The sequence below is a fragment of the Pseudomonas sp. FP2335 genome (assembly GCF_030687535.1).
In the GTDB taxonomy this organism is placed as follows: domain Bacteria; phylum Pseudomonadota; class Gammaproteobacteria; order Pseudomonadales; family Pseudomonadaceae; genus Aquipseudomonas.
In genome coordinates this window covers 662,046-683,111 of the sequence record NZ_CP117437.1, presented here as the reverse complement: position 1 = coordinate 683,111, position 21,066 = coordinate 662,046, and the positions used below count along the sequence as shown (strand labels likewise).

The window sequence follows — 21,066 nt, the reverse complement described above, 5'->3', positions numbered from 1 at the left end:
TAACAGTCGCCAGATTTGCTGCCGACCCGCCGCTTTCGCGAGCAAGCCCACAATTGGACCGAGTCAACTGTTTAGACCCCGGCGGCCTTGAGCCTTTGGGCATGTTCGGTAAACAACCGGATCGGCTCGGCCCCCTTGCCCACCAGGCCGAGGGACTGGTTGACGATGTCAAAGTGGTCCAACGGAAAGTCATCACCGATCACCAGCCCCAAGTGTGAACTGTAGCGCCCGACCATGCCATCGCACTGGCCCTTCTCACGAACAAAGCTGCGGGCGAACAGGCGACAGCTGCGGTTCGTGCCATCGAGCAGGTTGCGGCCGCGATCGGTGATGCCCGGCTGCAAGGTGCCGGACCACGAGTAATAACGCACCCCGTTGACCACCTCATCGCCGTGCCCGCCCCAGGTCTCGGGCAATCCTTGCGGGTACTGACGATTGAACAGCGCCACCCCGGCGCTGGTCAGGGAATGGTGGGAGGCCTGTAAATCCGCCTTGAAGCGCGGCCCGCGATAGCCGGTTTCCAGCGCACCCATTACCCACGCCGCCAGATGAAACAGGGCGCTGATGATCCGCCCTTTCACGCCGTCGATGGGGTAATGAACCTGGATATGGTCGGCCAGTTCCGAGCCATGGTTCGGCCCGGCCACCGAGGTCACCGAGGCCACCCATTCCGGACGCTGGGCCGCGGCATAACGGGCGGTCAACGAGCCCTGGCTATGACCGATCAGGTTGACCTTGTCGGCGCCGGTCTCCCGGCGAATACGCTCGATCTGCACCAGCAACTGCTCGCCGCGCACCTCGCTGGAGTCCAGCGGCGCCACTTGCACCGCAAACACCTGCGCGCCACCCGCGCGCAATGCCGGGACGATGCCGTACCAGTACGGGAACCACCCCAAACGCACAAACCCAAGCATGCCGGGCACCAGGACCAGGGGGTAACGCGTGGCTAACGACTGCGGCATGGTGCGAACGTCCTCGAACCTGATCACTTGAGCGCCAGCCTAACCCAGCCTCAAGTCGCGCTGATGACGCCCGGGGTAAATCCGATAAAACTTTTTGCTTGGTCCGGGACTCACAACTTCGAGCGATCACGCCGACAGAGCGTGGCGCAAAACCGGATTAGCACCAGGAGATTGAGATGACTGAAGCACACCTGACAGACGTTGCAACCCTGCGCAGCCGCGCGCGCCAAAACGTCGAAAATGGCGCCGTGACCGAAGGGTATGACGCCGACCGCGAAGAAATCATCCGCCTGCTCAACGCGTCACTGGCCACGGAGCTGGTCTGCGTGCTGCGCTACAAGCGTCATTACTTCATGGCCAGCGGCCTCAAGGCCTCCGTCGCCGCCGATGAGTTCCTCGAACACGCCACCCAGGAAGCCGAACACGCCGACAAACTCGCCGAGCGCATCGTGCAGTTGGGCGGTGAGCCGGAGTTCAACCCGGACCTGCTGTCGAAGAACTCCCACGCGCAGTACGTGGCCGGCAAGGACCTGAAGGAAATGGTCTACGAAGATCTGGTAGCAGAACGGATTGCGGTGGACAGCTACCGCGAGATCATCCAGTACATCGGTGATAAAGACCCGACCACACGCCGGATCTTCGAAGACATCCTGGCCCAGGAAGAAGAACACGCCGATGACATGGCGGATATTCTGCAAGGTCTCTAACAGGCAACACCTAACAGTGTGGGAGCGGGCTTGCTCGCGAATCCGGAGTATCAGTCAACTTACATGTGGCTGACACACCGCATTCGCGGGCAAGCCCGCTCCCACATTTTTGACTTTGATTTGTGCCGTTAGCCCTTCACCGTTTTCGGCGCCTTGCCCTCTTTCATCTGCTGCAACAACGGCGCGCACTGGTTCGGCACATCGCCGCTGGGTGCCACCAGCGCCAGCAAGCCGGCCGCCGGGGCAACGATCACGCCCAAAGCCACCATGCCCGCGCCGCGCAACATCAGTGGGACCGCCTTCACGCCAGCGTTGGGCTTGATGAACGGCCCGTTGACGTACAACGGTGACCGCAGGGAGAACAGGCGAAAGCCCTTGGATTCCGGGGTGATGATCAGGTCCAGTTGCTCGGTGGCCATGTTGGCGGTGCCATCGATGTAGATGATCGCGTTCTCGGTATCGAACACAAACAAGCGCGTGGTCGCCAGGCCGTTCTTGACGCCGAAGTCCGCCGCGGCGCAGTTGATCTTCACTTCCTTGTCGCCGAACAGGCGGCCGACCACGTAGTTACCGACGTTGAGCCCGGCGATTTCCATCAGGCCACGGCTGATCGCGCCGTCGTTGATCAGCATCTTCAGGTCACCGTTGGAACTGCCCAGCAGCGCCGCTACGGAGTTGCCGCGCCCGGCGATATCGGCGTCGCCGTTGAGTTCGCCGAAGCTGGTTTTCATCGGTTCGAAGGTCGGGAACAGTTGCTTGAGCTTGAAGTTGCGCGCCGTGAGTTTGGCGCGGCCTTCCATGGGCGTGATGCGCCCGTTCAGGCGGATCTGCGCGTCGAGCTTGCCGCCAGCCACGCCGAAGCGCAGGGGTTCGAGGCTGAGTTGGCCATCGTTGAGTAACACGTGGGTGTAGAGGTCGGTGAAGGGCAATTCGGCGCTGTGCACGATACGTTTGCCGGTGAATTCCACGTCGGCATCCATGTCACGCCAGCGTTCGGTGCGGAACTCTTCCACCGGCAGCACTTTGGTCGCGGGCTGTTTGCTTTCGCCGCCACGGGCCTTTTGCTTGGCGTTGGAGTCGGCGCCGATCAGCGGTGCGAGGTCGGTCATCAGCAGTTGGTTGGACACCAGCGCGCCGCTCAGCTTGGGGCGTGGCTGGCTGGCGACATAGGCGAGGTTGCCGTGGATGTCGCTGTTGCCGATCTTGCCGTTGAAGTTGTCGTAGCTGAATGATGCGCCGCTGGCCTCGTGCAGCTTGGCGATCAGGCGGCCGTCGGTGGAGTAGGCCGGCGAGTCCGGCAGGGTCACGCCGGTCAGCGGGTACAGATTGCCGAGGCTGGCGCCGGCGAGTTTCAGGCGCAGGTCGAGGGCGCCGAGGTTGAGAGGGTCGGTCAGGGTGCCGGCCAGGGCGATGCTGGTGTCGGCAATCCTGACTTGGGCTTGCAGCGGAAACGGCTTGGCCGCGTCCTGCAAGGCGAGCAGGCCGCCGATCTTACCGGTGCCGTCGAGTTTCTGGCCGTGGTACTGGCCTTTGACCTTGAGCGCGAACGCGTAGTCCTGGGGCGCCGAGCCTTTTTCCAGGGCCTTCTTCGCATCGGCGTCGCCGACGATTTCGCCGAAGGGGATGGGTTTGCCCAGGGGATCGATGATCACGTCGAGTTGGGTCTTGAGGGTTTGGTCGTCGAGGGTCACGTGGCCCTTGTCGAAGCCGATGGCGCCGATGTCTACAACCCAGTTGGAGGGCTCGGCGTTGGGGTCTTTAGGGTCGAACTTGAAAGTCCAGTTGGCGCGGCCGTCGGCCAGGCGCTGCAACTCGGCGCTCGGCTCGGTGAGATCGATACGCGGGATCACCACGCGCTGCACCAGCAAGGCCAGGGGCGAGATGCGCAGCTCGACCTTTTTGAGGCTGACCATCTGCGGTTTTTTTGACCAGTCGGGGTTGCCAAGGCTCAGGTCTTCGGCGATCACGTGCGGCCAAGGCACCCAGGCGCGCCAGCCGCCTTCATCGGGTTCACGCGCCCACACCACTGCCAGGTTGCCGTTGATGGCGAACGGGCGGTGCAGTTCTTCGGAGACCTCGGCGTTGATCTGCGGCTTGAGGCGGTTCCAGTCGAAGAACACCAGCACCAACACCGCCACGGCGATTAATAGAACGAAGCTGGTACAGCTCCAAGCGACGATTTTGCGCGTGCGCGTCATTGCACAGGACTCCTGAATACGACCGGCTGGGTGACAGCCGTTTAAGACAGCTTATAGGACTACGACTGGCAAACCGCGCGGGGGTTTAACCGGATCGGCCATTTGCCAGGAAAAAGGCGTTTTTCTGACCATCTCGACAGATTTATCCCTATGTCGGCGCACCATTGTTACCCGTGCACGTGTCGAAAATACCCACCCCGGTGCAAAACCGCGGGCTTGAGAGGTGCGGTCTAGAGCCATCTCTTGGAACAATCAATTCTGTTGATTATTACCATTGTGTTTATGAACTTTTATATCGAGTTATCAAGAGTAGCATTAGCCCTGTACCCACTTTATCGCCCTCCCAAGGAGCAACCCATCATGAAACGCCAAGTACTCGCTACCGTCCTGTTGTCCGTCCTGGCTTCCAGCGCTTTCGCCCTACCAGCTGCCGAACAGGCCATCCCACAGAACAAAGCACAAGCCGTCCAGTCCAGCCAGACCCTGGCTCGCAGCGGCTCGCAAGAAGAAGAAAACCGTGACTACGCCAAAGGCATTGCTGAAGGCGGCGCTGAACAAGCCAACGACCGTGCTTACACCCAAGGTGTTGCCGAAGGTGGTGCTGAACAAGCCAACGACCGTGCCTACACCCAAGGCGTCGCTGAAGGTGGTGCTGAACAAGCCAACGATCGCGCTTACGCCCAAGGTCTTGCCGAAGGTGGTGCTGATCGCCTGAAAGAACTGCACGAAGCCCAGAGCTAAGCCCGTGGTGGCCGAGAAAAAAGCCCGATCTGTCGATCGGGCTTTTGCTTTCCTGTAGACCGCATCACGCAGTACCCCGCCAAGTTCGACGCCAACAGAGCTGGTTTGCTAGAGTGCGTCGCTGTACTTGCCGACTAAGCCCGCCCGCCATGCTGCCCCGCGCCGAACAGAAGCAACAGACCCGCCTCGCCCTGATGGACGCTGCTCGCCATCTGATGGAGTGTGGCCGTGGGTTCGGCAGCCTGAGCCTGCGTGAAGTGGCCAAGACCGCCGGCATCGTCCCCACAGGTTTCTATCGCCACTTTGCCGACATGGACCAGCTTGGACTCGTGTTGGTCAGTGAAGTCGGCCAGACCTTTCGCGCCACCATCCGCCTGGTGCGCCACAACGAATTCGTGATGGGCGGCATTATCGATGCTTCGGTGCGCATCTTCCTGGATGTGGTCGCCGCCAACCGTTCGCAATTTTTGTTTCTCGCCCGCGAGCAATACGGCGGCTGCCTGGCCGTGCGCCAGGCCATTGGCGCCTTGCGTGAAGACATCACCCGCGACCTGGCCGCCGACCTGACATTGATGCCCAAGCTGCAACACCTGGACGGCGAAGGCTTGCACGTGATGGCCGACCTGATCGTCAAAAGTGTGTTCGCCACCCTCCCCGACATCATCGACCCGCCCGCCCAGGCCCTGCCTGCGCACCTCACGCCCCAGGCAAAAATCACCCAACAGCTGCGCTTTATCTTTATCGGCCTCAAGCATTGGCAAGGGCTGGGCAGCACCGAGTAACGCGGTCACCCCGCCGAGTGGAAACGCTTGGCAGTCGTGTAGTTCCTGTTCCAGTAGTTGTTGCTCAGCGAGTCGATGCGCACGGTCTTGCCGGTGCGCGGCGAATGGATGAACTTGCCCTCACCGATATACAGGCCCACATGGCTGACCTGGCCACGCCCGTTGCCGCTGAAGAACACCGCATCGCCGGGTTTCAAGGCATTGCGCGGGATGGTCGCGGCCGTCGAACGGTGCATCGCCGCCGTGGTGCGCGGCAGCTGGATATTCGCTTCGGTCTTGAACAGGTAGACCAGGAAACTGCTGCAGTCGAAGCCCTGCGTCACTGAGTTTCCGCCATATTTATAGGGCGTTCCCAACAGCGCGTGGGCGCGGTCGACCACATTGTTGATGTCCGCCTTGCTGAACATAGGGCGGGGCTGGAAATTGGCTGACGCGGTAGATACGGAAAAAGACAGGCTGATAAAAACCAGACACAAAAATGACTTGATCATGATGAACGTCGCAGTGGATTAAACACGGCGCGAAGCCTAATCAATCACCCTGCAACACCCTGAACGGCGAATCCCCAAGCCATGTAGGAAAAATCTCAAAACGCCCGCAACAAGTGCGCTATAGCAATCAATGCACCACATCGGCGCACACCAAAATTCCCACCGCGCCCTGTTTCGTGGCGCCATCGTGCCTGCCTACAGGCAATTCCTACTCGCTCCCGGGGTTGGCAAGCCCCTTGCTCTAGCACTGTCATCGCTCATTGCTGGAAGCCTTCTGATGCTGGTGATCCACCGCCGAATCGCCCCCCAAGCCCTCTGGGCCGCCGAGTTGCTGCTGAATTTCGAAGCCCGCAGCAAAAGCCGCCTGCGCTGTTTCAGTGCCGACGGTGAAGACGTCGGCCTTTTTCTGGAGCGCGGTCAGCCACCGCTGCACGACGGCGAATTCCTACAGGCTGAAGACGGACGCGTCGTACGCGTCTGCGCCCGTCCTGAACAACTGCTGCATGTCACCTGCAGCAGTGCCTTTGAACTGACCCGCGCCGCCTATCACCTGGGCAACCGCCATGTGGCGCTGCAAGTCGGCGATGGCTGGTTGCGCTTGCTTGATGACTACGTGCTCAAGGCCATGCTCGAACAACTGGGGGCCAGCACCGCGACCATCGAAGCGCCGTTCCAACCGGAACATGGCGCCTACGGCGGCGGCCATCACCACTCACGGCATGGCGACGAAGATTTCAACTACCCGCCCAAGCTGCACCAGTTCGGCGTGCGGCTATGAACCCAGCCTGGGCGCTGCTGCGTCTGGCCAGCCCGCAATTGCCGATTGGTGGCTACAGCTACTCCCAGGGCCTGGAGATGGCCGTGGACAACGGCCGGGTGCATGACGCGGGCAGCGCCAGGCGCTGGATCAGTGACCAGTTGCTGCTCAACCTGGCACGCTTCGAAGCACCGCTGCTGCTCGCCCATTGCCACGCCGCGGCACAGGAGAATTGGCCAGTGCTGGCAACCCTGTGTGAAGAGCACCGCGCCAGCCGTGAGACCCGCGAGTTGCATCAAGAAAGCCGGCAGATGGGTTATTCGCTGCAACAACTGCTCAACGGCTTGCCCGAACTGGACGACAGCGCGCGCGCCTTCCTTGAACAACGTGCCGAACCCCATCTCGCCCTGGGCTGGGCCCTCGCCGCCCGCGCCTGGGCCATCAGCCCCGCCGATGCCCTCGCCGCCTGGCTGTGGAGCTGGCTGGAAAACCAGTTGGCCGTGCTGATGAAGACCCTCCCCCTGGGTCAACAAGCCGCCCAACGCCTGACCAGCGAACTGCTGCCGTTGCTGCAACAAGCCCAGCAGGACGCCACCCACATCGACCCCAACCATGTCGGCAGCGCCGCGTTCGGCCTGTCCCTGGCGTGCATGGCCCACGAGCGCCAGTACAGCCGCCTGTTCCGTTCCTAGGAGAAGCACTACATGAACACACAACCTCTGCGCGTCGGCATCGGCGGCCCGGTAGGTTCCGGCAAGACCGCCCTGACCCTCGCCCTGTGCCTGGCGCTGCGCGATCGCTACAACCTGGCCGTGGTCACCAACGACATCTATACCCGCGAAGACGCCGATTTCCTGGTGCGCAACCAGGCCCTCGCGCCCGAGCGCATCATTGGCGTGGAAACCGGCGGCTGCCCGCACACCGCAATCCGCGAAGATGCATCGATCAACCTCGAAGCGGTGGACCAACTCAACCGCCGCTTTCCCGGCCTGGACCTGATCCTGGTGGAGTCCGGCGGCGACAATCTGTCGGCCACCTTCAGCCCGGAGCTGTCGGACCTGACCATCTACGTGATCGATGTGTCCGCCGGCGACAAGCTGCCGCGCAAGGGTGGGCCGGGTATTTGCAAGTCCGACCTGCTGGTGATCAACAAGATCGACCTGGCGCCGCTGGTCGGCGCGTCGCTGGAGTTGATGAACAGCGACACCACGCGTATGCGCAACGGCAAACCCTTTGTGTTCAGCAACCAGAAAACCGGTGTGGGCCTGGAAGAAATCGTCGCCTTCATCGAACGCCAAGGCTTGCTGACCGCTGCCTGATAAACCACAAGGAGCCTGTTTATGAGCCTCAAAAAACTCTTCACCGCCGCCGCATTGCTGCTGGCCCCCGCCCTCGCCTTCGCCCATCCGGGGCATGGCGACAACGGTTTGATCGCCGGGATCAGCCACCCGCTGGGCGGCCTCGATCATTTGCTGGCGATGCTGGCGGTCGGTCTGTGGGCCGCGCAACAGCAAGGCGCGGCCCGCTGGGCACTGCCGTGCACCTTTGTCGGCACCATGTTGCTCGGTGGCGTGCTGGGCTTTGAAGGCATGCAATTGCCAGCGATGGAAAGCGGGATTGCCGCTTCGGTGCTGGCCCTGGGCCTGGCGGTAGCGTTGGCGGTGCGGCCGCCGTTGTTCATGGCCGTCGGTGCAACAGCCTTGTTCGCCTTGTTTCATGGCGTAGCGCACGGTTTGGAGCTGCCGGACATGTCCAGCCCGTGGGCGTATGCCGCAGGTTTCGTGGGGGCGACAGCGGTGTTGCATGCGGCCGGGTATTCCGTGGTGCGCTTCCTGCCGGCGGCGGCTGCGCCGTTGGTGCGGATTGCCGGGGCGGCTTCGGCGGCGACGGGGGCCTGGTTGTTGGTGGGCTGATTCGCGGCGTTGATTCGGGCCTCTTCGCGAGCAAGCCCGCTCCCACATTTAACTGCGTTCTACCTTTGAAATACGCTCGAATGTGGGAGCGGGCTTGCTCGCGAAGGCGGCGGCACAAACAACAGATAACCCAAGCCTGCTACCATGCGCGCCTACACCCCTGCCGTGACGACGCCAGCCAATGCCCACCGCTCCAAGCTCCGCCCTGAATGCCGTGCTCAATCACTTCCACACCTTGATCGTGCCGCTCTGGCAAGGCCCAGGCTGGAATGCCGACCTCGCGCTGCCCTATGAAGCGCTGGACGCCGATCACCAACCGCTGCCCCCGCAGCGCTACCGTGCCATGGCGTGCGCCCGGCAGTTGTACCTGTTTGCCAACCTGATCGGCGAACCCGGCGCAGCGTTTGCCGAAGAGCGCGCGGCGGCGTTGTTCCGCTCTCTGCAACGGCATTTTCACGACGCCGAGCATGGCGGCTGGTTCTACAGCATCGACCCGGCCGGGCAGCCACTGGACAAGCGCAAAGACCTCTACACCCACGCCTTCATTATTTTTGCCTGCGCCCACTACTGGGCCAAGGTGCGCGAGCCGTTGGTGGAATCGGTGCTCAACGCCGCCCTGGCAGTGGTCGCCCAGCGCTTTTCCAGCGGCGACGGCCTCTACGAAGCGGTACTGGAGCGCAACTGGTCATCCCTCAAATCCGGCCCGCTGCAAAACCCATTGATGCACCTGGCCGAAGGTTTCCTCGCCACCCTCGCGGTGCGTGAAGACGCCGACGTGCAAGCCGCATTGCTGGGGTTGGCGACGGCCATGCAGCAGCGCTTCATCGACCGCCAGCATGGCGTGATGCTGGAGAAACCGCTGGGTGCTGTGGATAACTGGTTTGAACCGGGCCACCAGTTCGAGTGGTTCTTCTTGCTGGAATCGTCGGACATCCTGCGCGGTACGCCGTTGCATGCCTCGTTGACGCGGGCATTTGCCTACGCCGAGCTCAAGGGTGTGGATAACTTGAGTGGTGCTGTCAGCGGCATGCTGGCCCTCGATGGCAGCGTACGTGACGGGACCCAACGCATCTGGGCCCAGGCGGAATACCTGCGGGCACTGACATTGCGACCGGGTAGCGAGGCAGTGTTGCAGCGGCAACTGCTGGCGCTGCAACAACACTTTTTACATAGCAAAGGCTGGAATGAATGCCTGGATGCCCAGGGAGTGGTGAGTCGGTGGGATATGCCGTCAACTACGCCGTATCACTTGGCGACTTGCTATCAGGGCCTGATCCAGCATCTGGGCTGATCTTCAGGGCCTCTTCGCGAGCAAGCCCGCGCCCACATTTAACTGCGCTCTAGCGTTGAAATGCAGTCGCATGTGAGAGCGGGCTTGCTCGCGAAAGCTTCACCCCGGTCTATCTGCCCCTCACGCAATCCACTTGCGATCCCCGGTAAAACTGATGGTCAACCAGCGCGCCGCATCCGGTTTGCCGAGCCCTGTGGATATTTCTTCGCGCAGCCCATCCAGGGTCGCCACGTTATCCACCGGGTAATCCGCCGGCAACACCACATGAATCTCGATAAACCGTGCCCGTCCGTGCTTTTGCACGTAGGACACGTAATCGGCGAAACCATGCTTGGCCTGCGCCGTGTCCATCACTTCGCGCACCTTGTCGTCCAACTGGTCCGGGGCGATCCCCAGCACCTCGCGCAACGCCGGGCGCAGGATCTTGAACGCCGGCGCCAGCATGCTCAGGGCCAGCAGGATCAGGATCAGCGGGTCGACATACATCGCCCACTCATCGTAACCCTGGGACTTGAGCAACAACGCCGCCAGGAAGCTGATCAGCAAGCCGATCGAGAGCATGGCGTCCACTAGCCAACTGATGTTGTCAAACTGGATCAGCGACGATTTCAGCGTGCGATTGCGATACCGCACATAGAAGAAGTAGGCGAATTCCAGCACGGTAAATACCGCCGCGTAGATGATCACCAGCCCCAACTCGATCTCGCGCCCGCCATTGATAATGCCGAACACACCGTTGAGAAACGCGTAGATGGCGATCAGCAACAGGAAGCTGCCTTCGATCAACAGCACCATAGGCTCCAGGTGCCAATAGCCGAACTGGAAGCGTTCGTTGCTTTTCTTGGCGATCAGCTTGGCCGTGATCAGCATCAGCACCTTGATGGCGGTGGCGATCAGCGAGAAAAAGCCGTCGAACAGAATGGACTGGGCGCCGGATACCACACCCGTGACAATCCCGGCGATCGCGACTGCGAACATCAGGATGGTCGATTGTTTGAGCAGTGCCTGCTCACCTCGGTTACTCACATTTCCTCCCGTCAAAACCTTGAATCCACAGAGTGCGGAGGGGTTTTACCGGGTGGAGTGTACCTTATGTCGTATTTTGGCCGATTTGACGCCTTCGCGAGCAAGCCCGCTCCCACACTTGACCGCATTCGAAGGATGTACTCGGTCAACCTGTGGGAGCGGGCTTGCTCGCGAAGCAGGCGGCGCGGTTTAAAGCCTTACTTGGCCCCACGCTCAATGGCAAACCCAGCCCAGGTCTGGCTCACTGGCATCAGTTCCAGGCGGTTGATGTTCACATGCGCTGGAGTGTTCATCACCCAGAAGATAGTGTCGGCAATATCCTGCGGCTGGATCGGCTCGGCACCCGCGTACGTCGCGTCATACCGCGCCTGATCGCCACCAAAGCGCACCAGCGAAAACTCGCTTTCACAAAGGCCTGGCTCGATGTTGGTCACACGCACGCCGGTGCCTTGCAGGTCACAACGCAGGTTCAGCGAGAACTGCTTCACGAACGCCTTGGAGCCGCCATACACATGGCTGCCCGGGTACGGGTAGTTGCCGGCGATGGAACCGAGGTTGATGATCCCGGCACCACGGCCGTGGGCGATCAGACGCGGCAGCAGCAGGTTGGTGGTGGTCAGCAGGCCCTTGATGTTGGTGTCGACCATGGTCTCCCAATCGTCGAGGTCGCACTTGGGCGCAGGGTCGGTGCCCACGGCCAGCCCGGCGTTGTTGATCAGCCCGCGCAGCTTGGCGAACGACGGCGGCAGGTTGGCGATCGCCTCTTCCATGCCCTTGCGGTCACGCACATCCACTACCAGGCCGTGCACTTCGGTCTGCTCTGACAGCTCTTGCACCAATGCATTCAAGCGGTCGGCGCGACGGCCGGTGAGCACCAGTTTCCAGCCGGCTTGGGCAAAACGACGGGCACAGGCCTCGCCGAAACCTGAGGTTGCGCCAGTAATAAACAGCGTGTCGGACATGGTGTTCTCCTTGCGGGCATCGGGAAAAAAGTTGCCAGCAGAATGCCCGTACGCCGCCGCGGCGGCAACCGTTAAGCACACAACTCGACACACGCCTGATCAATTTTTAACCATATCTAGCAAAGCCTTTTAAACCGTGGCTTACAGCCATATGCGCGCAGGTTATCCACAGCTGCGCCCACAGTCTCTGGGGGCAAGTCCAAAACAGCCCAAGCCGCTGTATGCGTGGCTTTCAGAGGGTTTTAGAAAGTTTTTTGCTTGACCTCTGCGAGGGCGTATGTAGGCCCACTGCCAGCGGGGAAATTCGAACGATGGCTCCAGGCCAGTCATTCCGGCCTCTGCGGCTGTCTTTCCAGAGTTTAGTCACAGACTTATCCACAGGCCTCACGGACATAAATCAGTCATATACCTGTGTCTATAAACAGGTTGACAAAGCCCTCGACAGGCCGAGAAAAAGTCCTTGATCAAAAAACGACCATCACGCTACAAGCCACGGTTTTAAAGGCCTTCAGCAGAGTACTACCACGTTACCCACAGCCGGTTCCACAGCAGGTGGGGACAAGTCAAAACTGTGACAAAACAGGGATTTGCGGCGGCTATATGTCGCGCTTTGGAGGGGAGCCAGATTTGTTTTCCACAATTTGGTATCGGCCTTATGAACACCGTAAAACAAATGTGGGAGCGGGCTTGCTCGCGAAGGCGGTGGATCAGTTTCAGATGTACTGACTGACACACCGCTTCCGCGAGCAAGCCCGCTCCCCCAGGGGCCTGCGTCAAACTTCAGGTCAGTGCCCGCCGAGGTAGGCGTTGCGCACTTCCTCGTTCACCAGCAGCTCTTTACCCGTGCCGGTCAGGCGGATCTCGCCGTTGACCATCACATACGCCCGATCCGACAAGCGCAGCGCATGGTTGGCGTTCTGCTCCACCAGGAAGATGGTCATCCCGGTAGACGCCAGCTCGCGCAACGTCGAGAAGATCTGCTTCACCACAATCGGCGCCAGGCCCAGACTCGGCTCGTCCAGCAGCAACAGCTTGGGCCGGCTCATCAGCGCGCGGGCGATGGCGAGCATTTGCTGCTCGCCGCCGGACATGGTCATGGCCCGCTGGTTACGCCGTTCCTTGAGCCGTGGGAACAACTCGAACATGCGCTGCATGTCTTCCTGGGCGTATTTGTCGCCAATCGGGATGGTGCCCATCAGCAGGTTTTCCTCGACGGTCATGTCGGGGAACACCCGCCGCCCTTCCGGCGACTGCGCGATGCCGTTGGAGGCGATGTAGTGGGACGACTTGTGGGTAATATCGACGCCGTTGTACAGAATCTGCCCCGACTCGGCCCTTGGTTGGCCGAAGATCGACATCAGCAGCGTGGATTTACCCGCGCCGTTGGAGCCGATCAGGCTGACGGTTTCGCCTTCGTTGATGTGCAGCGAGACTTTTTTCAGGGCCTGGATCGGGCCATAGAACACGTCCAGGTCCTTCATTTCGAGGATAGGTCCGCTCATACCAACTCCTCTTCGTCAGCGCCCAGGTAGGCGGCAATCACTTTCGGGTCGTTGCGGATCGCATCCGGGCCGCCTTCGGCGATCACGTTGCCGTGGTCAAGCACCACGATGTGGTCGGAAATACTCATCACCATGCCCATGTCGTGTTCGATCAGCACCACCGTAAGGTCGTGTTCGTCGCGCAACAGGCGAATCATCGCGCTGAGGGCTTCGGTTTCCTGGGGGTTGAGGCCAGCAGCCGGTTCGTCGAGACAGATGATCTGCGGCCGCGTGCACATGGCGCGGGCGATTTCCAGGCGCCGTTGTTGGCCGTAGGAAAGTTCGCCAGCGAGGCGGTTGGCGCAGTCCACCAGGTCCACCACCTCCAGCCAATAGAAGGCGTGGTCGAGGGCGTCGCTTTCGGCCTTGCGGTAGCCCTTGGTGTTGAGGATGCCCGCGAGCATATTGCGGTTGACCCACATGTGCTGGGCCACCAGCAGGTTTTCCACCACCGACATTTCCTTGAACAGGCGAATGTTCTGGAAGGTCCGCGCCAGGCCAGCGCGGTTCACCAGATGGGTGCCGCCGAACATCTTGTAGAACACCCGGCTGAAAAAGCTTTTGGGCGACACGAAATCGGTGGGCTGGAAGCGCTCGCCGAGCAGTTGGATCACGTTGGTGCGCTTGCCGCGCACGTTGAGCTCGATCTTGCCGCCGCTGGCTTTGTAAAAGCCGGTGAGGCAATTGAACACCGTGGTCTTGCCCGCTCCGTTGGGGCCGATCAGGGCGAAGATCGAGTTGCGTTCGACCTTGAGGCTCACATCGCTCAAAGCCTTGATGCCACCGAAGTGCATCATCAAATGTTCCACTGAGAGGACGACTTCCTTGCTCATGGCGCTACCCCCTTGCGTGGTGTCACACCGGTCCGGCTGATGCGGATCAACCCGCGCGGTCGCCAGATCATCATCACCACCATCAACACACCAAACAGCAGCACGCGGTATTCGGAGAAGCTGCGCAGCAGTTCCGGCGCAACCGTCAGCACGAACGCGGCGATCACCACGCCCACCGTCGAGCCCATGCCACCCAACACCACGATGGCCAGGATCAGCGCCGACTCGAAGAAGGTGAACGACGACGGGTTGACGAAGCCTTGGTAACTAGCGAAGAACACCCCGGCAAGACCTGCGGTGGAGGCACCAATGGTGAATGCCGAGAGCTTGACCAGCACATGGTTCAGGCCCATGGAACGGCAGGCGATTTCATCTTCGCGCAGGGCTTCCCAGGCGCGCCCGACCGGCATGCGGGTCAGGCGGTGCTTGATGTACAGCACGGCCAGCACCACCAGGAACAGCACGATGTAGATGAACATGAACTTGATGTTGGGGTTGTAATCGATGCCGAAGAACTCGTGGAACGGAACCCCGCCGTCCTTCGCCTTGCGCCCGAACTCCAGGCCAAGGAAGGTCGGCGACGGCACCGGCATGCCGTTCGGGCCGCCAGTGAACGACAGCCAGTTGTTCAGCACCAACCGGATGATTTCACCAAAGCCCAGGGTCACGATGGCGAGGTAGTCGCCGTGCATTCGCAACACCGGGAAGCCGAGTATGCAGCCGGCCAAAGCCGCCGCGATGGCCGCCAGTGGCAGTACCGTCCAGAAACCCAGGCCGAGGTATTGATACCCCAGGGCCAGGCCGTAGGCGCCGATGGCGTAGAACGCCACGTAACCCAGGTCGAGCAGGCCGGCCAGGCCAACCACGATGTTCAGCCCAAGGCCGAGCAATACGTAGATCAGCCCGAGGATCACCACGGTCAGCAGGTATTTGTTGGCGAAGATCGGGAACACGATGGCAATCACGATCAGTGCCGGGATGATCCAGCGCAACCGCGACTTGTAGTCCGGCGCCAGCACATGCACACCCGAACCGCTGCTCTCGAAACCTTGCAGGACCTTGAGGCCCTTGGGCGTTTGCAGGAACAGGCTCAGGGCAAACCGGCCGACCATCACGATGGCGACCAACGTGGCCACGCGGGCCGGTTCCAGGTTGAAGCTATAGCCGTCGAGGACTACGCCGACGATCGGGCCGAACACGACCAGGGAAATAAGCCCGGCAAGGATCGTATCGACCACACTTTTCTTGATATCGATGGGTTTGGCAGCAGACATGTTTACACCTTAGCCACGAGTGGGCGACCCAGCAGGCCCTGGGGACGGAAGATCAGAATCACCACCAGCAGGGAGAAACTGAACACGTCTTTGTAGTCAGAGTTGATCAACCCCGAGAACAGCGACTCGGAGATGCCGAGGATGATCCCGCCGAGCATCGCCCCAGGCAGGGAGCCGATGCCGCCGAGAACCGCAGCGGTGAACGCCTTGATGCCGATGATGAAGCCGGCATAGAAGTCGAAGGTGCCGTAGTTGAGGGTAATGAGCACACCGGCGAGGGCGGCCATGGCGGCCCCGATGACAAACACGTAGGAAATCACGCGGTCGGTGTTGATGCCGAGGATCGAAGCCATCTTGCGATCTTGCTGAGTGGCGCGGCACATGCGGCCGAGCTTGGTGTACTTGATCACGTAGGTCAGCAGGGCCATGCCCGCGAAGGCGGCGACCAGGATGAAGACCTTGGTGTACGTCAACTGCACGAAACCGGTGCCGATGTCGACACGCCAGGCCCCGGCCAGCAAGGTGGGAATCCCTTGTTGCTTGGCGCCCTGGGCGATCTGCGCGTAGTTCTGCAGGATCAGGGAGATACCGATGGCGCTGATCAGCGGAGCCAATCGGGTGGAGTTGCGCAGCGGTTTGTAGGCGACACGCTCGATGACCCAACCGTACACGCCGGTGACCACCACGGTGAAGATCAAGGTGCCGAGAATGAGCAGCGGGAAGGATTCAATGCCGAAGTAGGCCAGCAGGGCCAGAGTGATCGCCGCGAGGTAAGCGGAAATCATATAAACCTCGCCGTGGGCGAAGTTGATCATGCCGATGATGCCGTAGACCATTGTGTAGCCGATGGCGATCAGGCCGTAGACCGACCCGAGGGTCAGGCCGTTGACCAGTTGCTGCAGGAAAATACCATCCATAACGCAATCTCACGCGGTGAGCACCTGCACACCTGTGGGTGTGCGGCGCTTCTGGAGGAAAAGACAGATCTTGATCACAACACAGTCCCCCTGTGGGAGCGGGCTTGCTCGCGAAGGCGGGGTGTCAGAAACACATTCAGAGACTGACACGCCGCATTCGCGAGCAAGCCCGCTCCCACATTAGGTCCGCGGTGTTTGTACTTACTTCTGTTTTTCCAGCTGATGGTATTTACCGTCTTTATCCCACTGGTAAACCACGTAGTCGGAGATTTTCAGGTCGCCCTTGCCGTCCCATTCCTTCTTGCCCATGACGGTCTGGACCGGGTTGGCCTTGAGCCACTTGGCCGCGTCTTCGCCCTTGTTGGACTTGGCGCCGTTGAAGCCGGCAGCCAGGGCCTGGACCGAGGCGTAGGCGTACAGGGTGTAGCCTTCAGGCTCGGTGCCGTTTTTGCGGAACTCTTCCACCACGGCCTTGCTGTCCGGCAGCAGGCGTGGGTCGGCGCCGAAGGTCATGTAGACGCCGTCGACGTATTGCGCGCCGCCAGCGGTGGCGACCAGTTCGTCGGTGACAATGCCGTCATCGGACATGAACTTGACGTCTTTCAGGCCGGCTTCACGGATCTGGCGAACCAGGGGACCGGCTTCCGGGTGCAGGCCGCCGAAGTACACGACGTCGGCGCCCAGGGAACGGATCTTGGTGACCAGGGCGCTGAAGTCTTTCTCGCCACGGGTCAGGCCTTCTTCCAGCACCGGCTTGACGCCACGCTTGGTCAACTGGGCAGCAGTGGCGTCGGCCAGGCCTTTGCCGTAGGTGTCCTTGTCGTTGATGACGGCGACTTTCTTGCCCTTGAGCACGTCGACGATGTAGTCGCCCGCCACGATGCCCTGCTGGTCGTCACGCCCGCACATACGGAACATGGCGCCCAGACCGCGTTCGGTGACCTGTGGGTTGGTGGAGCCTGGGGTGATCGCGATGATGCCCGCTTCGTCGTAGACCTCGGAGGCCGGGATGGTGTTGGACGAGCAGAAGTGCCCGACCACGCCGATGACTTTGTCCTGATCGGCCAGGCGGTTGGCCACGGCTACGGCCTGCTTGGGCTCGCAAGCGTCGTCGCCGGCCACCAGGACGATTTTCTCGCCATTGATGCCACCGGCCTTGTTGATGGTATCGGCCGCCGCCTGGGCACCCTTCATGTACTGCTCACCGAAAGCGGCGTTTGCACCCGTCATGGGCCCCGCTACGCCAATCTTCACATCAGCTTGAACAAACGTAGAAACACCCAGGGCCGCTGCAACGGCGAGGGCAAGAAAACCTTTCTTGTAAAACGTCTGGGACATGAGTGGTGCTCCGATATTTTTGATTTTTGGCACTACAACTTGCGTTCAAACTTTCCACTGAAAGCCCAGAGCAAAGCGCGTGCCAGTAGGTTTTTATTCTTCAAAAAGACACGGTGTCATTGGAATTACAGGCGTTTCGGCTCCGTTCGTCAGGACGTGCAACCCTCTAGGATCAATAGGTGCAACCAATGAGCGAAAAAAGTACAACCCTGGCAGGTCGCACCTGCAACCAGGCCTATAAACGACAGTTCCTACAGCTGTAACAGGCTGCGTAACGGAACTGCACATTTACAGTGCGCGACTGCTACGACTTGCACCAATACAGATTAGTAGCCGGCTAAGAAAATGCGGGCTTCTGAGCGGTATTTCGCTGATCAGATCACGATCCGCAGACATTGCCCGGCGTGATACAGCGAGAATCCAGCCTCATACAAGCAACTGCGCAGGCCCACCCCGGCCAGCGGCTGCATGGGTGCAAAGGGGATCGGTAAGGCCTGGGGATTCTGGTGACATAGATAGTCGGCAAACGCCTTGCCGACCACACTGCCGGTGGTCACGCCACGCCCGTTATAGCCGGTAACGGCCACCAGCCCCGGCGCCGGTTCGAACAGGCGCATCAAGTGGTCGGGAGTGAAGGCGATGCAGCCGGTCCAGGTGTACTCCCACTGCACCGATTTGAGGTACGGGAAGTAATGCTGCTGCACCCGATCGGCCCACGCCTTGAGAAACCAGGCGGGTTTCTGGTTGCCATTGCCCAGGCTGCCAAGGAGCAGGCGGCCATCGGCGTCACGGCGGATGCTGCTCAGTACTTGGCGGGTGTCCCACGAGCCCTGGCCACCGGGAAGGATCTGTTGGGCAGCGGCATCCGTCAGCGGCGCCGAAGCGACCTGATAGTAGTAGCCGGGGAAGAAATTGCGCCGCAGTTCGGTCCATTCGCCTTCGGTGTAGGCGTTGGAGGCGATCACCACTTGGCTGGCCTGCACCGAGCCCTGGACGGTCTGCACCGACCAGTGCGCGCCCTGGCGTTCCAGCTGCGTGACCGGCGAATGATCGAACAACTGCCCGCCCAAGCCGACGGCAGCATTCGCCAGACCACTGGTGTAGGCCATCGGGTTCAAGGTGCCGGCGCGCCGGTCGAGCAAGGCAGCGGCGATTTTCTGCGTGCCGGTGGCCTGCTCACAGGCCTGGCCGGTGAGCAGCTCCACCGGCGCACCACGGCGCTTCCATTGTTCTTCGCGGCTGCGCAAATCCGCCTCGCCCCGGGCGTTGTGCGCCATGTGCAAGGTGCCCTCGCGACGCAATTGGCAATCGATGTTGTACTTGTCGATCAGGCTGAACACCAGTGCCGGCGCCGCACCCAGCATGCGATTGAGCTGGCTGCCGACCGCTTCGCCAAAACCGGCTTCGATGTCATCCGGCGGAATCCACAGCCCGGCGTTGACCAGCCCGACATTGCGCCCCGAACCACCGTGGCCGGTGCGATGGGCCTCCAGCACGGCGACGCTTTTACCTTGTTCCAGCAAGTGAATGGCCGCTGACAAACCGGTGATCCCGGCGCCGATCACGCACACATCCACCTTGACCTCGCCCTTGAGCGCGGCGCGGTCTGGCCGGCTGGGGGTGAGGTGTTCCCACAAACATGCTTCGCGTAATGCCATTGCCAGACTCCGATGAGACCCAACAAACCACTCAATTCAGTTTCGACTTGGTAATCCAATCAAATGTGGGAGCGGGCTTGCTCGCGAATGCGGTGGATCAGCTGTAAATCTGTTGACTGACACACTGCATTCGCGAGCAAGCCCGCTCCCACATTTTCAACCGCGTTCCGACAGTGTTTTAGTCGAAGGTAATGCCCTGGGCCAGCGGCAATTCCAGCGAGTAGTTCACGGTATTGGTCTGGCGACGCATATACCCGCGCCATGCATCCGAACCCGACTCACGCCCGCCGCCCGTCTCTTTCTCCCCGCCAAACGCGCCGCCGATCTCCGCGCCGCTCGGGCCGATGTTGACGTTGGCGATGCCACAGTCACTGCCCACCGCCGACATGAACTGCTCGGCCTCGCGCACGTCAGTGGTGAAGATGCACGACGACAAGCCTTGCGGCACCGCGTTGTTCAGGCGCAAGGCTTCAGCGAAATCGGTGTAGCCGACCACGTACAGGATCGGCGCGAAGGTTTCGGTGCACACCACGTCGCTTTGCTCGGGCATTTCCACGATGGCCGGCGACACGTAGTAGGCATTCGGGAAGGTGTCTTCCAACTGCCGCTTGCCGCCGAACACCTTGCCGCCTTCGCTCAAGGCTTGCGCCAGGGCATCCTGCATATTGTCGAAGCCGTGCTTGTCGATCAGCGGGCCGATCAGGTTGCCTTCCAGCGGGTGGCCGATGCGCACCTTGGAATAGGCGGCCTTGAGGCGGGTGACGATTTCTTCCTTGACCGATTCGTGAGCAATCAACCGGCGCAAGGTGGTGCAGCGCTGGCCAGCAGTGCCGACAGCGCTGAACAGGATCGCGCGCACGGCCATGTCGAGGTCGGCGCTGGGGCCGAGGATCATCGCGTTGTTGCCGCCCAGCTCTAGGATGCTGCGGGCAAAGCGCGCGGCGACTTTGGGCGCCACTTCGCGGCCCATGCGCGTGCTGCCGGTGGCGCTGATCAGCGCGACACGCGGGTCATCCACCAACGCGGCGCCGGCATCGCGGCCGCCGATGATTACTTGGCTGAGGTACGGCGGCGCATCGTTGAAGTTCTTCACCACGCGCTCGAACAACGCCTGACAGGCCAGGGCGGTGAGCGGGGTCTTTTCCGACGGTTTCCAGATCACCGCGTTGCCGCATACCAGCGCCAGGGCGGTGTTCCACGCCCACACCGCGACCGGGAAGTTGAAGGCACTGATCACGCCGACCACACCCAGCGGGTGCCAGGTTTCGCGCATATGGTGGCCAGGACGCTCAGAGGCGATGGTCAAGCCGTAGAGCTGGCGGGACAGGCCGACGGCGAAGTCGCAGATGTCGATCATCTCCTGCACTTCACCCAGGCCTTCCTGGGTGATCTTGCCGGCTTCCCAGGAGACCAACTCGCCGAGGTCGGCCTTGTATTCGCGCAGCACATCGCCAAATTGGCGCACCAGCTCACCGCGACGCGGCGCCGGCACTTTGCGCCAGGCCTCGAATGCATGCTCGGCGCGACTGACCTGTTGCTCCACCTCGGCGGCACCTTCCCAGTGCACACTGCCGATACGGCTGCCATCAATCGGCGAATGCACGGGTTGTTTCCCCGCCTGGTACAGCGCCGGGTTTACCCCGAGACGATCAAGCAATGCGGCAACCATGGGTCA

At 61.2% G+C, this 21,066-nt stretch carries 20 protein-coding genes; 8 read left to right on the top strand and 12 right to left on the bottom strand.

From position 1 onward, the window contains the following. Positions 1-71: 71 nt before the first annotated feature. On the bottom strand, positions 72-962 hold the full coding sequence (locus PSH81_RS02890; protein ID WP_305391970.1) for a triacylglycerol lipase: 891 nt from the start codon (positions 960-962) through the stop codon (positions 72-74). A 176-nt stretch (positions 963-1,138) separates the two neighbouring features. On the opposite strand from PSH81_RS02890, the gene PSH81_RS02885 reads away from it, so the two are divergent. Then, a complete protein-coding gene (locus PSH81_RS02885; protein WP_192300231.1) occupies positions 1,139-1,669 on the top strand; it encodes a bacterioferritin in 531 nt (176 codons plus the stop codon). Between the two features lie 128 nt (positions 1,670-1,797). Here PSH81_RS02885 and PSH81_RS02880 read toward each other — a convergent pair whose 3' ends face one another. After that, on the bottom strand, positions 1,798-3,867 hold the full coding sequence (locus PSH81_RS02880) for an AsmA family protein (protein WP_305391969.1): 2,070 nt from the start codon (positions 3,865-3,867) through the stop codon (positions 1,798-1,800). 360 nt (positions 3,868-4,227) lie between these two features. Between PSH81_RS02880 and PSH81_RS02875 the strand changes: the two genes are divergently transcribed. Then, complete coding sequence (locus PSH81_RS02875; protein ID WP_192300233.1) at positions 4,228-4,608, top strand: hypothetical protein; 381 nt, start codon at positions 4,228-4,230, stop codon at positions 4,606-4,608. Positions 4,609-4,757: 149 nt separating this feature from the next. Then, complete coding sequence (locus PSH81_RS02870; RefSeq protein WP_192300234.1) at positions 4,758-5,390, top strand: TetR family transcriptional regulator; 633 nt, start codon at positions 4,758-4,760, stop codon at positions 5,388-5,390. A gap of 5 nt (positions 5,391-5,395) precedes the next feature. Here the strand turns inward: PSH81_RS02870 and PSH81_RS02865 are convergent, their stop codons facing one another. Further along, positions 5,396-5,881, bottom strand: a complete 486-nt coding sequence (locus PSH81_RS02865; RefSeq protein WP_226455629.1) for a C40 family peptidase — start codon at positions 5,879-5,881, stop codon at positions 5,396-5,398. Between the two features lie 277 nt (positions 5,882-6,158). Here PSH81_RS02865 and ureE point away from each other — a divergent pair, with 277 nt between their 5' ends. The 5 genes from ureE (at position 6,159) to PSH81_RS02840 (ending at position 9,842) form a co-directional block, all read left to right on the top strand. After that, positions 6,159-6,659 (top strand): urease accessory protein UreE, encoded by a 501-nt coding sequence (gene ureE, locus PSH81_RS02860; RefSeq protein WP_192300236.1) that lies wholly within the window; start codon positions 6,159-6,161, stop codon positions 6,657-6,659. Beyond that, positions 6,656-7,330, top strand: coding sequence for an urease accessory protein UreF (locus PSH81_RS02855; protein WP_305391968.1), 675 nt, complete (start codon positions 6,656-6,658; stop codon positions 7,328-7,330). Before ureE ends, PSH81_RS02855 begins: the two co-directional genes overlap by 4 nt. 12 nt (positions 7,331-7,342) lie before the next feature. Beyond that, on the top strand, positions 7,343-7,957 hold the full coding sequence (gene ureG, locus PSH81_RS02850) for an urease accessory protein UreG (RefSeq protein ID WP_017737493.1): 615 nt from the start codon (positions 7,343-7,345) through the stop codon (positions 7,955-7,957). Between the two features lie 21 nt (positions 7,958-7,978). After that, a complete protein-coding gene (locus PSH81_RS02845) occupies positions 7,979-8,551 on the top strand; it encodes a HupE/UreJ family protein (protein ID WP_226455627.1) in 573 nt (190 codons plus the stop codon). Between the two features lie 181 nt (positions 8,552-8,732). Beyond that, a complete protein-coding gene (locus PSH81_RS02840; protein ID WP_226455626.1) occupies positions 8,733-9,842 on the top strand; it encodes an AGE family epimerase/isomerase in 1,110 nt (369 codons plus the stop codon). 120 nt (positions 9,843-9,962) lie between these two features. Here the strand turns inward: PSH81_RS02840 and PSH81_RS02835 are convergent, their stop codons facing one another. From PSH81_RS02835 to PSH81_RS02795, 9 genes are all read right to left on the bottom strand, one after another. After that, positions 9,963-10,868: a cation diffusion facilitator family transporter gene (locus PSH81_RS02835; protein ID WP_226455625.1), complete on the bottom strand. Its 906-nt coding sequence runs from the start codon at positions 10,866-10,868 to the stop codon at positions 9,963-9,965. Between the two features lie 197 nt (positions 10,869-11,065). Further along, entirely contained in the window at positions 11,066-11,830 is a 765-nt protein-coding gene (locus PSH81_RS02830; protein WP_192300241.1) for an SDR family oxidoreductase, read from the bottom strand. 785 nt (positions 11,831-12,615) lie between these two features. Beyond that, positions 12,616-13,332: an ABC transporter ATP-binding protein gene (locus PSH81_RS02825; protein ID WP_192300242.1), complete on the bottom strand. Its 717-nt coding sequence runs from the start codon at positions 13,330-13,332 to the stop codon at positions 12,616-12,618. Beyond that, positions 13,329-14,204, bottom strand: coding sequence for an ABC transporter ATP-binding protein (locus PSH81_RS02820; protein ID WP_192300243.1), 876 nt, complete (start codon positions 14,202-14,204; stop codon positions 13,329-13,331). Before PSH81_RS02820 ends, PSH81_RS02825 begins: the two co-directional genes overlap by 4 nt. Further along, entirely contained in the window at positions 14,201-15,478 is a 1,278-nt protein-coding gene (gene livM / locus PSH81_RS02815; protein WP_305391967.1) for a high-affinity branched-chain amino acid ABC transporter permease LivM, read from the bottom strand. The genes PSH81_RS02820 and livM overlap by 4 nt, the downstream gene beginning before the upstream one ends. Before the next feature lie 2 nt (positions 15,479-15,480). Continuing rightward, entirely contained in the window at positions 15,481-16,395 is a 915-nt protein-coding gene (locus tag PSH81_RS02810; protein WP_192300245.1) for a branched-chain amino acid ABC transporter permease LivH, read from the bottom strand. A gap of 201 nt (positions 16,396-16,596) precedes the next feature. Next, positions 16,597-17,733: a branched-chain amino acid ABC transporter substrate-binding protein gene (locus tag PSH81_RS02805; protein WP_305391966.1), complete on the bottom strand. Its 1,137-nt coding sequence runs from the start codon at positions 17,731-17,733 to the stop codon at positions 16,597-16,599. Between the two features lie 374 nt (positions 17,734-18,107). Further along, positions 18,108-19,391 (bottom strand): FAD-binding oxidoreductase, encoded by a 1,284-nt coding sequence (locus PSH81_RS02800; RefSeq protein WP_305391965.1) that lies wholly within the window; start codon positions 19,389-19,391, stop codon positions 18,108-18,110. 178 nt (positions 19,392-19,569) lie between these two features. Next, positions 19,570-21,060 carry an aldehyde dehydrogenase family protein gene (locus PSH81_RS02795; protein WP_226455622.1) on the bottom strand — a complete coding sequence of 497 codons (1,491 nt, stop codon included), beginning with the start codon at positions 21,058-21,060 and terminating at the stop codon, positions 19,570-19,572. Positions 21,061-21,066 lie beyond the last annotated feature (6 nt).

What these genes read in the sequence shown, in the direction of transcription:
- PSH81_RS02890 (WP_305391970.1), bottom strand. Translation starts at nt 962, where the DNA reads ATGCCGCAGTCGTTAGCCACGCGTTACCCCCTGGTCCTGGTGCCCGGC.
- PSH81_RS02885 (WP_192300231.1), top strand. Translation starts at nt 1,139, where the DNA reads ATGACTGAAGCACACCTGACAGACGTTGCAACCCTGCGCAGCCGCGCG.
- PSH81_RS02880 (WP_305391969.1), bottom strand. Translation starts at nt 3,867, where the DNA reads ATGACGCGCACGCGCAAAATCGTCGCTTGGAGCTGTACCAGCTTCGTT.
- PSH81_RS02875 (WP_192300233.1), top strand. Translation starts at nt 4,228, where the DNA reads ATGAAACGCCAAGTACTCGCTACCGTCCTGTTGTCCGTCCTGGCTTCC.
- PSH81_RS02870 (WP_192300234.1), top strand. Translation starts at nt 4,758, where the DNA reads ATGCTGCCCCGCGCCGAACAGAAGCAACAGACCCGCCTCGCCCTGATG.
- PSH81_RS02865 (WP_226455629.1), bottom strand. Translation starts at nt 5,881, where the DNA reads ATGATCAAGTCATTTTTGTGTCTGGTTTTTATCAGCCTGTCTTTTTCC.
- ureE (WP_192300236.1), top strand. Translation starts at nt 6,159, where the DNA reads ATGCTGGTGATCCACCGCCGAATCGCCCCCCAAGCCCTCTGGGCCGCC.
- PSH81_RS02855 (WP_305391968.1), top strand. Translation starts at nt 6,656, where the DNA reads ATGAACCCAGCCTGGGCGCTGCTGCGTCTGGCCAGCCCGCAATTGCCG.
- ureG (WP_017737493.1), top strand. Translation starts at nt 7,343, where the DNA reads ATGAACACACAACCTCTGCGCGTCGGCATCGGCGGCCCGGTAGGTTCC.
- PSH81_RS02845 (WP_226455627.1), top strand. Translation starts at nt 7,979, where the DNA reads ATGAGCCTCAAAAAACTCTTCACCGCCGCCGCATTGCTGCTGGCCCCC.
- PSH81_RS02840 (WP_226455626.1), top strand. Translation starts at nt 8,733, where the DNA reads ATGCCCACCGCTCCAAGCTCCGCCCTGAATGCCGTGCTCAATCACTTC.
- PSH81_RS02830 (WP_192300241.1), bottom strand. Translation starts at nt 11,830, where the DNA reads ATGTCCGACACGCTGTTTATTACTGGCGCAACCTCAGGTTTCGGCGAG.
- PSH81_RS02825 (WP_192300242.1), bottom strand. Translation starts at nt 13,332, where the DNA reads ATGAGCGGACCTATCCTCGAAATGAAGGACCTGGACGTGTTCTATGGC.
- PSH81_RS02820 (WP_192300243.1), bottom strand. Translation starts at nt 14,204, where the DNA reads ATGAGCAAGGAAGTCGTCCTCTCAGTGGAACATTTGATGATGCACTTC.
- livM (WP_305391967.1), bottom strand. Translation starts at nt 15,478, where the DNA reads ATGTCTGCTGCCAAACCCATCGATATCAAGAAAAGTGTGGTCGATACG.
- PSH81_RS02810 (WP_192300245.1), bottom strand. Translation starts at nt 16,395, where the DNA reads ATGGATGGTATTTTCCTGCAGCAACTGGTCAACGGCCTGACCCTCGGG.
- PSH81_RS02805 (WP_305391966.1), bottom strand. Translation starts at nt 17,733, where the DNA reads ATGTCCCAGACGTTTTACAAGAAAGGTTTTCTTGCCCTCGCCGTTGCA.
- PSH81_RS02800 (WP_305391965.1), bottom strand. Translation starts at nt 19,391, where the DNA reads ATGGCATTACGCGAAGCATGTTTGTGGGAACACCTCACCCCCAGCCGG.
- PSH81_RS02795 (WP_226455622.1), bottom strand. Translation starts at nt 21,060, where the DNA reads ATGGTTGCCGCATTGCTTGATCGTCTCGGGGTAAACCCGGCGCTGTAC.